At 63.4% G+C, this 15,329-nt stretch carries 3 protein-coding genes; 1 reads left to right on the top strand and 2 read right to left on the bottom strand.

Going from position 1 to position 15,329, the window contains the following annotated elements; translation table 11 throughout:
- Positions 1 to 141 precede the first annotated feature (141 nt).
- Complete coding sequence (locus ACOOE2_RS06330; RefSeq protein ID WP_420382177.1) at positions 142 to 1,116, top strand: quinone oxidoreductase family protein; 975 nt, start codon at positions 142 to 144, stop codon at positions 1,114 to 1,116.
- Between the two features lie 461 nt (positions 1,117 to 1,577).
- Here ACOOE2_RS06330 and cls read toward each other — a convergent pair whose 3' ends face one another.
- Both cls and ACOOE2_RS06340 read right to left on the bottom strand, forming a co-directional pair.
- Entirely contained in the window at positions 1,578 to 3,011 is a 1,434-nt protein-coding gene (gene cls, locus ACOOE2_RS06335; RefSeq protein ID WP_420382178.1) for a cardiolipin synthase, read from the bottom strand.
- 400 nt (positions 3,012 to 3,411) lie between these two features.
- The gene (locus ACOOE2_RS06340; protein WP_420382179.1) at positions 3,412 to 15,324 is read right to left on the bottom strand and encodes an Ig-like domain-containing protein; all 11,913 of its coding nucleotides are present in this window, start codon (positions 15,322 to 15,324) and stop codon (positions 3,412 to 3,414) included.
- Positions 15,325 to 15,329: the final 5 nt, after the last annotated feature.

Consider the following 15,329-nt stretch of genomic DNA (forward strand, 5'->3'; position numbering starts at 1 on the left):
CGACGGCCCGGCGGTAGCCGGCTGGCATAGGGCGTCGCCAATTTTTGCAGCACGGGATTCGTGCACAACGAAAAACCGTGCCGCGCAACGTCGGCCCCATCGGCGACACAGCAGCACGCGAGCTATTCCAAAGGACATATCATGGTTGCAGCAATCAGACTGACGCAGACGGGTGGTCCCGATGTGTTGAAGCTCGAGCCTATCGAACAGGCAAACCCCGGACCAGGGGAAGTGTGGCTCGATCAGGATGCGATCGGCGTGAACTATCTCGACATCACGCAGCGCAATGGGTCCGTGCCGATCCCGCTACCGAGCGGGCTTGGTCTCGAGGGCGCCGGACGGGTTACCGTTATCGGTGCCGATGTGACGAACGTCGCGCCAGGCGATCGCGTTGCCTATATTTTGGGACCGTTGGGAAGCTACGCCAGCGGCCGCCTCTACCCTGCGGATCGTCTAGTCAAATTGCCCGACGACATCTCCAGTGACGACGCGGCAACGATCCTTTTCAAGGGTATAACCGCGCATTACCTCTTGCACAGCACCTATCCCGTTGGCCCTGGCACAGTCGTTCTTCTCTATGGCGTGGCGGGTGCGCTCGGCCAGATCATGGCCCCGTGGGCCAAGGCGCTAGGGGCTTTCGTTATTGGCGTCGTCTCCAGGGAGGCAAGCGTCGCACGCGCAAAGGCTGCCGGTTGCGACGAGGTGCTCGTGTTTGATGCCAATTCTCTTCCGGCGGAAGTCGCCAGACTAACCGACGGGAAGAAGGCCCATGTCGTATATGACGGGATCGGCAAGCCAACTTTCACCGCATCCCTCGATTCGTTGCGCACGCGCGGCACACTCGTTTCATTTGGGGCGTCTGGCGGCGCGCCCGATCCCGTTGCCGTCGGCACGCTTAACGCCAAGGGGTCCTTGTTTTTGACCCGCCCCGGGCTCGGCGCCCATGCAAGCGATTTGGAAGAGTATCACGAGCGTGCGCAAGCAGTCCTGAGCGCGGTTGCAACCGGCATCATCAAGCCATCGGCGTGGAAGAGCTTTTCGCTTGCCGACGCAGCGGCTGCGCATGCCGCGATCGAAGGGGGTCAGTCCGCTGGAGCGGTTTTGCTTAAACCATAGTGAGATTTCGGGTAGTCCATGTCGCGCGTTGAACGCAAGAATCTGGGCAACCAGCAGATCCTTGTGTCACCCCTCGGGAGCTGCAAATGGGAGTGACAATAATCGCGGACGCGACCCGAGCTTGAACCAAAAACACGCATATGTTCTGCGAGACCGACGCTCGCTTGGTGCACCTGCCATAACGACGGAGGCCTTGCGGCAAACCTTCCGGACCGCAGGCCGCCAATCTTTCGTATACACTAAGGAGTGCTGGGATTCGGCAAGGATGACCGCGTCTTGAGCTGCTGCCAGTCGGCCATCGCGAGCATGTTGCTCGAATTCTGCAACGAGGAATCGGTCGCGAAGCCATGCTTGGTTTGCGTGACCGTTCGGCACCGGATCATGTTCGGTGCGAATAGCCTCACATTCGGCTGCGCGCGCTGCATAAATTCTCGGTAAGGTTCTGAACCAATCTCTGCGCGTTAGAAAAGCGGTGCGACCATGGTTAGAAGGTTGTCGCCAAACTCCCGGATGACCGATCGACGCGTGATCGGTTCGCGTTTGATTTCGATCGATGACTCAAGCCAGCGTTGCTGGTGAGCGCTGACATCGCGGCAGAGGTCCGCAGAACTGAACAGCACGTTGTTCTCAAAATTGAGGTCGAGACTGCGTCGATCCATGTTCGCCGAGCCCACCAGGCCGACCTCATCGTCCGCGACGAGCGTTTTGGCATGGAGCAAGCCGCCCTGATATTCGAAGATCTGTACGCCGGCTTCGGCCAATTCCGGATAGTAGGCCCGGCTGATCGAGCCCACGGCTCGGCTGTCATTGCGGTGAGGAAAGATCATGCGAACCGCGACCCCTCGCCGTCCGGCGCCGACGAGCGCAGTCAGAAGAGTCGTATCAGGCGCGAAATACGGCGTTGATATAACGATGCTGTGTCGGGCAGCGGAAATCGCGGAAACAAAGATTTCGGACATCGCACCCTTCGACGACAGCGGGCCGGTTCCCGTCGTGATCGCATCGAAACCGCCGCCAATCGGCTTCGGATCGGTCTGCCTGATCAAATCGCGCAGGTCTTCGCCCGTCTCCACACTCCAGTCCGATGCGAAGATCACCTCGGCCTGCCAGACGATCGGCCCTTGATAGCGGATCATGATATCTACCCACGGGGCGTATTTCTTTTTGACCAGGAAGGCGGGGTCGGCACAGTTCTGGCTGCCGCAGTAAGTGATCTGCCCGTCGATCACGACGATCTTGCGATGATTGCGCAAGTCGACCCGATGACCCGTAAGAAACGCCAGGCCAAACGGCACTTTCAGGGATGCACACAGACTTGCGCCGGCGTCCCTCATCGCGGCCCAGTGCTTCGAGCGGATGAAATTGCGCGATCCGATAGCATCGGTAACGACCCGGCAGTGCACCCCCCGGCGCGCCGCCGCACAGACCGCGTCGACAACCCTCAAGCCGTTATTGTCTGTGAGCCAGATATAGAAAGAAAGATGAACTGTACGCTGCGCTTGATTGATATCATCGACGATCATCGTGATCGCGGTGTCGCTGTCTTGTGCGACACGGGCAACGTTTCCCGGCGCTGTCTGCCATTGGCTGATGCCCTCGCAGGTCTTAAATGCGTTGCGGAAAGGTCCATCGAGCGCGTCGACACAATCTGACCGGGCGACGCTGGAGGCACACTTCAGCAGATCCTTGTAGATGCCATCGGATTGACGCCGAAAGCGCCGGGACACCCAGGGCTCGCCGAAAAACAGGTACATTACGGCGCCGATTCCGGGCAGAACGATGATCAGCAAGACCCACGCAGCTCTTGCGACAGGCTCCCGATCCTTGAGCAGGATCGCGCGAACGACGACGACGAGGTCAATGAGAACGCTTACCATTCCGAAAGCGAAATGCATGTCATGGATCCCTGATCAGCTGCAGCAGTATTACAATGCTGCCTCACTTAGGCTGATTTTCGGTCGGGGGGTATAACGGTTCGCTTGTCACGACATTCTAGTAAGGTATCCGCCAATTCAGCCGTTCTACGAAGCAGTCTGCGGGAAAAGGCCACTGCAAAATAGTGTCAACCACGGGAAATAGCCTCAGCGCAAGTGCCAAAAGAATCGGCTATTTGAGTGGGATCATTTGTCTCTGTGGTTGACGCGGGTCACGGGAAAGCCGCGGAGGTCCTGGGGCAAATATGTCCATCCAAAACAGCGGTCGGGCGGGTTGCTTGGCAGTGTGTCTGTAACGGATGTAATGGCTGGAAAGATTGTCCATGATCGCGGCGTCGTCAGGTGAAAGCGTGGCGGTAGCTTAATGAAAGATTTTGTTGGTACCGCCGAGCGGGGAGGGCTCAGAAAGGCCGGTAGGCCATTGGTCAGCGAATGCGGCGAGCGCAAGCGCACCACTGCCTGAATCGCGGGTCGAGATCGCGTCAAACGCATGCTGTAGCGCGCTTCCTGCTTCTGCAGGGTTGCTATCGAGCAGCGATCTTCCTGCGCCGACCCGCCATGCGTCGGCAAATTGGTCCAGCAACGTGGTCGCGCTGAGGGGTTGGTGAAGGACAGTGCCGTCTGGCAGCTGGAAATCGTTGCTTTGGCCGGTCCCGCTGCCGAGCAGCCCCTGAAGCGATCCCGGGGTGTCTTGCGCGCCTGGTGTGACGACGAAATCGAGGCAATAGCCCTCGCTCGTAACCGTCAAACTCTCGCCGGTCTGCCAGTCGACTTCCCAGCCCTGGCCGACACGGCGTACTGTACCATCGGCAAGCTGGACGGGGTTGGTACCTGTCAGGGCAACCCCGTCGATTGTCGCGTCGCGGCTGGTCGTGCTGAACTGAATTACATCGGTGCCGACGCGCGCCGCCAGTTCGGTAGCGACGCTCGTGCCGGGGTTTTTCTGATACTCGTCGGCGTGCATCTGCACTTCAAACCCATCGTCGGCGCCAGCGGTGCGGGCCTGGGCGATCACGAAATCGCCGGTCGCCTGGAAATTATAGTTCAGCCCGTCGAATGTCGTCATGTGGACGTCGCCGTGGCCTCCGCTGCATGGGGTGCTGACGATCAGCGTGGCGCTGGCGGACGTCTTGTTTCCGGCCGGATCGGTCACACTGTACGCCAGCGTCGAGCTGGCGGTCGACAGGCCTGCGGTCGGGGTGAACATCAATCCTGTCAGTTGCGCTATCGTCAGGGCCTGGCCAGACGTGATGGCGATGCCGCCCAGCGTCACCGTGCCGTCGTCTGGCAGCGCATCGATGATCACTGCCAGTTGCGATGCGGTACTCAGTGCGTCGGAGACCTTGATCCCGATTGCCGTGGCGCCGGCATTCTTCGCCACCGTGATCGACGGTGCCGATACGACCGGCGATGTGGTGTCGAGTGTGAACGACAGCGTCGCCGAGCCGGTACCTGCAACATTTGTATCCGATGCGCTGAGCGCATACGTGCCGTCTGCAAGTATCGGCAGGAACCGGAAGGCGCCTGCGGCATCGGCGGTGACGCTGCCGAGCAGTGTTGCACCGGCGGTGATCGTGATGATGTCGCCCGGATCGGCGGTGCCGAACAGCGCAGCGCTGCTGGTGATCCCGTCAGTGGCCGAGCGGCCGGTATCGCCGGCCAGCGCCAGCGTGACCGTGGGCACGACCGGCGGGGCGGTGATCGGCTGCCCTCCGCCAGCCGGGGTAACCGTGACGACAGTGCCGGCATTCGATGCCGAAGCGACTTCGTTTGCGACCTGCAATGTGAATGTGGTGGCACTGGCAATCGTAGTCGGTGTGAAGACAAGCGCCCGCAGCAGGGCCTGTTCCGCATCTGCAGATCCGGCCGATAGCAGGTATGTGCCAGTACTGGTCCGGGTCAATCCGGCCCCCGCCAGCATCCCATCGGCATCGCTGGCGATCCCGGCGGCAGTCAGCGTGATCGTCGCGGTTTCAGTCACGGCGGGATCCGGATCGGCGATGGTCACCTGCGAAAAAGGATTGACTGTCTGCTGCGCGGGTATCGACTGGGCGGTCGTGCCCGCGATCACCGGCACATCGGCGACTGCGGTCGCGACCACGCTCGTGGTTGTCTCGGCGGCACCCGACAGCCCGTCGGCGACGACAACGTCGAAACTGGTGGTGACGGTCTGGCCGGGGCTCACCTGGTGCGCGGTCGGCGTGAACACCAGCGCCTGCAGCGCCGCCTGCGTTGCGGCGGGCGTGGCTGCAGCGAGCTGGTAAAGGCCGGTGCCCGCTTTGGTCAGCCCGGTGCCGGTCAGCATGCCATTGGCATCGGTCGGGACGCCGCCTGCGGAAAGGGTGATGGTGGTCATTTCCATCGCATCGAAGTCTGGGTCGCTGACGGCGACGGACGTGAACGGACGCAGCGGTTGCAAGTCCGTCGTCGCCTGCGCGGGCTCGGTAATGGCAGGGCCGCTGTCGATCGCGGTGGCGACGACCGTTGTCGTCGCATCGCTGCGCGATCCGATGCCATCCGACACCGCCAGCGTCATTCCGGTGGTCACCGCCTGGCCCGGCGCAACCTGGTGCGCGGTCGGCGTGAACAGCAGCTTTTGCAGCGCGCTTTGTGCGGCCGCGACGGTGGCGGCGGCAAGAGCATAGAGGCCGGTGCCCAGCCGGGTCAGTCCATTGCCCGACAGCACGCCATCGGCATCGGTCGGCGCGCCGCCCGCCGCCGTGAGCGTGATCGTCACCGTCGCCATCGCGCCGAAGTCAGGATCCATCAGCGTTGCATCGGCAAAGGGATGCAGCGGTTGCAGGTCGCCGGTTGCCTGGCCAGCTTGCGTGCCGCCGATCAGCGGTACATCGTCGGCTGCGGTGGCCACCACGGTCGTGACGGCATCGCGTGTTTGTTGCCCGGCGCTGTCCGCCACCGCAATCGTGAAGCCGGTCATTACGCTGGTTCCAGCGGCGACCTGATGTGCGGTCGGGGTGAAGATGAGATCTTGCAGCGCGGCAGTGACTTGCGCGGCGCTGCCCGTGACCGAATAGACACCGTTGCCGGCGATCGTTCCGCCATCGGTCGCAGCGTTCGGATCGCTCAGTATGCCATTGGCCGTAGTGGCTGGTGTCACCGTGACTGTCTCGGTCTGGCCTGCGCCCGGATCGGCAACCGTGACGCTTGCAAACGGGTCGATACTCGCCGCATCGCTCGTGGCCTGGCCGCCGAGCGTGCCGGTAATCGCCGGCGGCAGCGCCGCGCCTATGGCGAGCGTGGCATTGCCCGTCGCCGCATTCTGCGCCGGGTCTGTAACCGTATAAGTCAGTGTGGAACTCTGGCTGGACAGGCCCGCTGCCGCCGAGAAGGTCAGCCCGGCAAGTTGCGCGGTGGTCAGGGTTTCGCCGACATGGGCCACGGTGCCGTCGGCCAGCGCCACGACGCCGTCGCCGGGAAGGCCAGTGAGCGTCGTCGTCAGGCGATCGGCGGAATAAGCGGGATCGACCGGGATTGCGATCCCGATCGGTGCCGGGCCGGAATTCTCGTTGACCGCGAGGCGTACAGGCGTCGTTACCGGAGCGGCGGTTGCGACGACCAGGATGCCTGGCGGATTGGTCACCGCGCCGCTCAGGTCGGCGTTGCTGCCATTGGCGTCTTGCACCGTAGCGCCGTTCAGGGCGATGCCGGTGATCGCCAGGTCGAGGCTGGCCTGCCCGGCTGCGATCGTGGTGGAAAACGTGAGCGCGGACGTGCCCGAGCCGCCGGTGTAGACGGCGGTGCCGCCGTCATCGAGCGCCAGGTCCAGTATGCCGCCGGCAACGGTGACCGGCGCTGTCGTATCGATCGTGAAGGTCACGACGTGGCCGGCACCAAGATCGCCCGCGCCGTTGGTCACGCCCGTGCCCGAAGTCGCGACTGAAAAGACGGTGGGCGCGGCAGGCGGTGGCGCCGCCCCGGCCATGACGTCCTCGGTCACCACCAGCGTGATCGCCGGCAGTTGCGCTGCGACATCGGCGCCGTCGACCGAGGTGGTGGTAGCCACGCTTGCATCAGTGCCGGCGATGGCGCTGTACGTTGTGGTGGTGGCGCTCTGGTCGCGCGGCGCAAAGGTCAGCGTCTCGGCGTGTACGCCCGGCGTCGAGGTGTCGGGCGTAAAGCTCAGCCCTGCATAGCTTTCGCCCGCATCGAGCACAGCAGGCAGCGCCGCTCCCGACACCACAAACCCGTCTCCGCTCGCTGCTCCGAAAGTCCCGTCCAGCGCATCCGACGGCGCACTCGCAGCATTGGCGATCGCAAATTGCAACGCAGAAAGCGATGCGCCCTGCGCTACCGTCCCCAGGTCAAGCGTGTAAGTGCTGCCGGTCTTCAACAGCGTTCCCGTTCCCGACGCCAAAGACAATACCGGCTGCGCCACTGGCGAACGATCGATGGTGACACTCCCGGAAGGAGCCGCCTGAACCGTCTGGGGGGTCGCCGTATCGACCAGTAGGCCCCGCCTGCCGTCTGCGAATCCGGTCGCGTAGTCTTCACGGCCGTCGCCGTTGAAATCGGCGATCGCGAAAGGATGTGAGCCCATGACGTCGGGCGTGACAGCAATCGCGGAACTATCGACGTTGCTATTGTCGACGCTGCGGCCGCCATAGGCAAAGCCGCCATTGCCATCGCCGATCAGGATCAAGTCGTTACCTACGGCCCCGCCGTCGCTCAGGCCGACCAGCAGGTCCGGCTTCCCGTCGCCGTTGAGGTCGCCGAGTGCGAGCGACCGTACTCCGGGCGAACGTCCGGACACGATCTCATCCTGCAAGCCGGTCGCGAGCACGAATGGCGTTCCCGCCCGGAACGTACCGTCGCCATTACCCAGCAGCACGTCGATCGCTCCCGGGCTTTCGTCGGCGACCATGATGTCAGGGATGCCATCGCCGTTGATGTCGCCCAGCACGACGTTCTGCGGGTCACCGCCTGCCGCGGTTGCAATCGACACTGGGGCGGCAAAGGTGCCATCGCCCTTGCCGAGGAACACGGACAACGTGCTGTCACCGCTGTTGGCGGTGACGATATCGAGATGGCCGTCGCCGTTCAGGTCGGCGAGTGCCACCGAAATGGGTCCGTTGCCGCAGGTGAGCGTCGGCGCAACCGTGAATGTCCCGTCGCCACGACCCAGCAGGACCGATACGGTGTTGGTGTAGTTGTTGGCCGTGACCACATCGAGTTTGCCGTCGCCGTCGATGTCACCAACCGCCAGAGCATAAGCCGGGTTGCCGGTTGCCGAATAAATCGGCTGTGCAAATGTGCCATCACCGTTGCCCGGAAGCACGGCGACGTCTCCATTGCCTATGCCCGCCGTGACAACGTCGAGCTTGCCGTCGCCATTGAAGTCGCCGACCCCCAGATCCAGGGTGCCGGTATCGCCCTCGGCCACGATTGGCTGGGCAGCAAAGGTACCGTCGCCTTTGTTCAGAAACAGCGTGAAGCCGGACAGGCCTACGGTGTTGTTATCGCCGAGAACCACGTCGGGCTTGCCGTCGCCGTTGAAATCGCCCGTCGCGAGCGAACCGTTATACGTGGCGGACGCTGTCGATACTTCATAGCCCCTGGTAGGCTGGAACAAGCCGCTCTGCAAAGGTGAGCCGTCGGGGTTGGTCAGTCCGGTGCCATCGAACGTGAGGCCAAGCGTGCCCTTGCCGACGCCGGTTGACACCGCGACGTCGTAGGCGGCGCCGCCGCTACCGGCGACCGGCGTAACACCGATGATGGCGGTGTCCAAAAGGCCCGATCCTGCGATTACCTTGAAGGCGCTGGCGGGCAAACCGCTGACGGCGCCCGTGAAGCGGAGTGTGTAGTGCACGACCGGTGCGGTGGTGGTGGCATCGCCACTCGGCTCGAAGCTTGCGACCGCAATCACCTTGTCGAGCCTGGCCGCCACCAGGGCATCCAGATTGCTGCCGGTGTAGGCCTGCTGGATCGCGGTCAAGTCGGCAGCGGTATCGTCTGTACCGCCAGGGCTGTTGATGATGGCTGCCAGTGCCGGCGCCTCCTTGGTCTGCAGAACTTCTGAAATCGCCAATATGTCCGAGATTGTTTCGCTGGCGTCCGCATCCTTTGCGACGCGTACGTCAAGCGCCGCATTTTCCGCTGCGACCAGTGTGCCCAGGTTCTGAAGGTAAAGCGGGGTCGCTACCGCGGCCGAGGCAAAGGTCGCGGACACCACCGCCTGCATGTCGGCTGCGTTGTCGAGATCGAGCGAGCCATGCTGGTTGAGATACTGCGCTGCGGCGCTGAAGATATCGGGCACATGACCAGCATAGATGCCGACTCCTCCCGCGAAGACAAGTTCCTGCAACTGCAGCAACTTGGCGACGGTGATAAACGCAGCCGTATCGCCATTTTGGGCCGCCTCGAGCGGGTTCAGCGACAACAGGTCGAGCGTCGACGGAAGACCAAGCGCAGCCAGCACATTTGCCTCTGCTCGCTGCAATGCCTCGCCCGGCCCGTCACTGCCCGTGGGATGCGTGTCGTCCTGAACCAACGTCGTAAGAGCGGTGATGACGGACGAACCAAGTGGCGCCGAAAGCGGCAGCGTGTAGAACGAAGCGGCCCGCACGCTCGACGATTCATCAAACGAAATGGGGGCGCCGAATGCAAGGCCGCTGGCCGTGTCATATCCTCCCTGGACAGTTTCATCGCCGCCCCCGAAAACGGTCGAACCATTTGTCGGGAATGTATAATGCCCGCTGGCATCGGTTGTCTGTGCCGCTTCGTAAGAATTGCCGGGCACCGCGATGACCTCGCTGACCGTCGCCCCGGACAGGGGGCCGAGCGCGTAAGCCACGCCCGGAGTCATGGCCTCGGGAACGACAGTCGTGACATCGGGCGCGGTGTCTTGCGACACGACAGTCCCGCCCGGTGCCGTCTCGACGAGAGTAAAGCTATGGTGGCCGGGCGCGACGGCGCTGGTCTCGATGGCGACATCGTAAGTCTGATAGAGGCTCGGGTACACGAACGCCGTACCAATCGGCGTACTACCGCCGTCCATGTAGACGTCGATCTTCCCCTGGGATGTTGCCTGGACAAGTACGTCGAGACGGACATGGTCTGCGTCGCTGCCGGGCCCGGGCGCGTCGGACACGTTTTCGATCACCGGTGCCGGATCAATCACAGTCAACGGCGTCTCGACATACACGTTCAGTGTCTTGTCGGACAACGGCACTTCTGTGTTGTTCACCGGCGGCAGACTGCCGTTGATGCCGCTGACCACGGCTTCGAGCTGGTCGTCCTTATCGCCGCCGCTGGCGGCGGTGGGCAGAGCCGGGCTGACGAAGGAGAAGTGCCCCGCAGCATCCGCCGTGGTCGTTGCCAGCACCGTCACCTGGGCGGTCGTCTGCCCGATGTCAGGCCCGTTCAGGACCAGAGATACGGTCCCACCGGGGATGGTGGTCCCTATGATGACGGGCGTATCGTCATTCGTGATCTGGTCGCGACCAGAGAAACCACCGTCCGATCCGGGCGCGAGAGCGATTTGGGCGATCACTACCACAGCCGCCTTTGCCACCGCCGCTTCAAGTGCTGGACCGGTAAAATCCTGGGTCGTGGACGCGGCCAGCGCTGGGTCTTGCACGACCGTTGCCAGAGCCGTAGCGGCGGCTCCCTGTTCGACGCTTTCGATGCTGTCGACGACCCTGACTATGGTCTGTGGATCGTCGGCAGGTACGGTGGAGTTTGGCGCGTTGCCGGTTTCGCTTGCGATTGCAGCGTTGCCGGCTGCAACAACCTGGATGACAGTGCTGATGACAGAGGGATCAATCGTCACGTTCGGTAGAGCTGCTGCGGCGACCTGGCCGAAGAGTGAGGACAGCATAGAGGTATCGGTGAGCGAAATATAAGGCGTGTTCTGCATAGCCAGAATTTTGGCTAAAGTGTTGAATGTATATCCGAAGGCCGCCGGCGCCGATCCTTTGGCCGAAGCAATCGTATCCGCGAAAAGCGTTGCCGTGTCCGTGAGCTGTGCACTAAGCGCTTCCTGCGAAATTGCGTTGGGAGGACCATCGGCGCTGTAGCCTTGCATTGCCCGAACGGTGGCCGCCGGATCGAGCGACGTAACGCCGACGAACGAAACACCCAACTTTTCCCGCAAGGGTCCGTACAGTTGCTCGGCATCGGCCACACTCTCACCCGACACCTGCATGTATGCGGCGAGCAAAGTGGTGAGCGGGGTGATGGCGGTGGATCCCGCAGGCGCAACCAGGCTGCCGGGGAGCGTCAGGCCGCTCGCGCTGTCCTTGCCGCCGCTGGCGTACAAGGTGCCGCTTTCGCCTGCGAAAGTGAACTGGCCATCGCTGTTCGTCCTGGCGGTCGCTTCGCCGGGATCGAGCACGCCATTGCCGTTGGCGTCGGCAAACACGTTGGCATTGGCGATCTCGTCGTCTGACACGACGCCGATCAGCGATGGCGCGCCCGGCACGTCCACAGTGACCAGCGTAACCGGCGAAGGCTGGCTTGCATTGCCGGCGGCGTCGGTGGCGATCACGGTCAGCTTGTGGACGCCCGCCGCCACCAGGGCGTCGATCTCGTAGTCGCCTTCCGCATCCGCAATGGCAGTGCCGGACACGAGATTGTTCATGTCGACGTGCAGTTGCACGGTGCTGTTCGGCTCTGCAGTGCCGATCACGTCGACTTGCGAGGTGTGCTCGGCATCCACGGTCAGCGGGCCACCGAGCGAGGTGATGACAGGCGACAGCGGTGGCAGCGTATCCACCGTGAGGTCGAGCTTCGCCGAGACCGGGCTGACGTCGCCGGCCGCCTTGGTTTGCGTCACGGTGAGAACGTGCAGCCCGTCGGTCAGCGTGGAACTGGTAATCGTCCACGCGCCCTTGCCATCGGCAACCGCCGTACCGAGCACGGCGATGCCGTCGCTGTCATAAAGCGTGACGGTGGCGCCGGGCAGCGCGACGCCCGACAGGATCGGCGTGGTCGACTGCGTTATGATGCCGTCGCCCGATGGATCGGCGACCGAGCCGTTAGTCACCTTGGGCGCGCCTCCGGCCGGGTCCGGCGTGGTCTGCGCGACCATCGCCGGCGCCTGCGGCGCGTCGGGCACGATCGTATCGACCGTAAGCGCCAGCGCGGCGGATGCGGCGCTGACATTGCCGGCGTCGTCGGTCGCGGTCACGGCCAGCGCATGGCTGCCCTGCGTCAGGCCTATGCCGGCAACGGTTATGGCGTAGACGCCGTTGCCATCGGCAATGCCGGTGCCGAGCACGAGCCCGGGGGTCAGGCCGCCTTGGTCGACCAGCGTCACGGTCGATCCGGCTTCGGCTTTTCCGGTCACGGTCGGGGTATCTGTGTCGGTCAGCGTGCCGTCATGCGCGGGGCCGGTGTCCGACCCGGCATCGAGCACGGGCGCATCCGGCGTGTCGGGAGCGATGGTATCCAGATCGAACGAGCGAACGACGCGGGTGCTGTCACCGCCCGGCGCAGCAATGACGACAGCCACGCGATATTCGCCGTTTTCGTCCAGATCGGACGCCGGTGCTGCGACCGTCCAGACGCCGCCGGCGCCGACAGTGCCGGTTACGATCGTGCCGGGCGAACCGCCTGCAGCGCCGAGTTGCAGCGTGACCATCGAGCCGGGTGCGGCATTGGTGTGCCCCGTGAACGCAAGCGTGCCGGCCTTGGTAATGGCGGCCATTGCTGCCGCGTTGATCTCGTCCTCATCGCCGACTGCAGCGATGCTCACGCTGACACCGAGTTGGGCCTCGAACACATCGCTAATGCTGCCCGCGTCAGGAGCGAACACCACCGCATTGCCGTTCGCGGCAAGCACGGGAAAGTCGCTGAAATCGCCGCTCAAAACCGTCGTGGTGTTCGATGCCTTGTTGTAAAGCGCAATTTCGCCATCTGCATCGCTATAGAGAGCCAGGCCGCCGTCGCCGCTGATCGAGACGCCGGGCAAGTTGGTCATGACCGGAGAAATTTCCGTGGTGACATGCGTTGATAGATCGGTTTCCAGGACAACGAAGCTGTTGGGGGCGATGCCGTTTACAGGCGCCGTCGCAAAGCCATTGCCGGCAACATAGATCACCTTCGTGCCATCACCCGACAGGACCGGCCCCGACGTGCTGAGATAATTGCCGTATGCCGAGCTTTGCGTGGTCGCCGTCGCAGGCGCGACGTCGCCGACGATACCGTCGATCTGCAACGCATTCGCATCGAGGCAAGTCGTCACGCCGGTGGTGACGTCGTAAACATAGGACCGCGTGTAGAAAGTGCCGGTTTTCTCGTTGGCGACCGTTGGAGCGCCAAGATTGGTGGCAAAGGCGTCATAGGCGATGACCAGCCCATTGCTGGAAACGCTGGGATCACCGCTTTCATCGTCGGTGCCCGAACCGATTGTGACGGTGCCCTGGAATGTGGGGTCATCGATTAGGCGTGTTCCTGCCGTACCCGCGGACACGAGCAGAAGGTCGCCTGTAGCAAGGTCTTCGCGATACACGTTGGGCAAGCCCGCCTCCGCCCCCGCCGTCAGGGACTGCGGGCTTACAAAGACGACGGTCGAGCCATCTCCGGAAACAACCGGCGCGACTCCGGTTCCGCCGCCATAGGACGTGGTTTCTTCGCTGCCGTAGGATCCGTTGCCGGCGGAGACAAGCTGGACTGGTCCAACAATGACGCTATCCCCGGACGCCGGGTCGGCCGGGCTCAGCGTCGCGGCATAGATATTCGTCCCGCTCAGGCCAGGCAGGTTGCCGATCAGATTGGTCGCATCGCTGGCAAAGGTGATGGCCTGGCCATTGGCCGAAATGCTCGGCAGGAAAGAATTTCCATTGGCAACGCCATCGATGCCGGTGGAGATCTCGGTCAGCCCGCCTGTCTTGACATCCTTGACCCACACGTTGGTCGTGCCGGTTGTGCTGTCGAACGTCGTATCGAAGGCAACGTAGCGGCCGCCGGCCGACGGGCTTGGGTCCTCCCCGGTGCCGACCGCGCCGCCTGGTCCGGCCGAGACCGGCTCGACACTGGCGGCCGTCGTGTTGTCCACGGCATGCAACTGCGAGGTGGTGATGTCGAACGTCTTGCCGGCCTGGTCGGTGATCTGGGTGTCATCGGCCAAAGCCAGGCCGATCGTGCCGCTGCCGCCCAGGCCACCAACCGTGATATAGCCGGTCCGACCAGAACCGCTGACGGAGACGATGTCGCCATACGCGGTACCCGTGGTAATTAGCTTGAAATCATCGGGCGTGATGCCGCGGCGATCGACGATAGCCTGGTCGAATGTAATGGTGAAGGTGAAGGTGCCAACGCTCGCCAGGCTCGCAGGTGCCGTTATGGCAGCGGTGGCCTCTGCGGTATCGATCAGGACGTTCAGCGCCTGTGACGGGGCGCTGACATTGCCGGCGGCGTCGGTCGCGGTGACGGTCAGTTCATGGGCGCCGGGCAGCAGGGTTCCGGACTGGATGGCGTAGCTGCCGTCGGCCGCGGCAACCGCATGGCCGAGCACGGTGCCGTCGGTATCTGTCAGCAGAACGGTTGCGCCGGCCTCTGCGGTGCCGGTCACGATTGGCGTCGTGTCTGCGGTGAGCCCATCGGTGCGCAGCGCGCCGGTGTCAGACCCTGGAGCGAGGGTTGGCGCCGCAGGCGCAGGCGGCGCGGTGGTGTCGATCGTGATGGCCGTCGCGCCTGACGCCATGCCGACATTGCCGGCAAGGTCGGTGGCGATGACGGTGAAGCTGTGATCGCCAGCGGCCAAGCTGGCGGCCGTGATGCTGTAGCTGCCATCGGCAGCAACCATGGCCATGCCTGCAATCGTGGTCCCGTCGAGCAGGCGGACAGTGGCGCCGGGTTCCGATTGACCGGTGAAGGTCAGGACGCTGGCAGAGGTGATGCCGTCGATCGCTGACGCACCGGTATCATCGGCTGCGGCCAGCGTTGGTGCCGTGGGCGCATCGGGCGCCTGCGTGTCGATGGTGAGTACGAGCGGAGTCGATGGATTGCTGGCGTCGGACCCTGGGGCGGCCGCGGTCACGGTCAGAAGATGCACGCCGTCGTCCAGGTTGTTGGAGATGGTGGCCAGCGTGGTGCCGGTGATGGAGATCACATACCCGCCCGATGCGGCATCGGCCGTGGCCGTGCCAAGCACCGTCATACCGTCGGTGTCATACAGCGTGACCAGCGCGCCCGGCACGGCCGTGCCGGTTATCTGGGGGGCATTGGTATTGGTAACGTTGTCCGCCGCGGAAACGCCGGTGTCGAAACCTGTTACCAGAAGAGGGGCATTTGGCGTCTGCGTCTTGGTCATCGATT

Origin of the sequence: Novosphingobium sp. (genome assembly GCF_965214355.1) — a bacterium.
GTDB lineage: Bacteria > Pseudomonadota > Alphaproteobacteria > Sphingomonadales > Sphingomonadaceae > Novosphingobium.

Coding starts and splice junctions, on each gene's coding strand:
- cls (WP_420382178.1), bottom strand. CDS start 3,011: ATGCATTTCGCTTTCGGAATGGTAAGCGTTCTCATTGACCTCGTCGTC.
- ACOOE2_RS06330 (WP_420382177.1), top strand. CDS start 142: ATGGTTGCAGCAATCAGACTGACGCAGACGGGTGGTCCCGATGTGTTG.
- ACOOE2_RS06340 (WP_420382179.1), bottom strand. CDS start 15,324: ATGACCAAGACGCAGACGCCAAATGCCCCTCTTCTGGTAACAGGTTTC.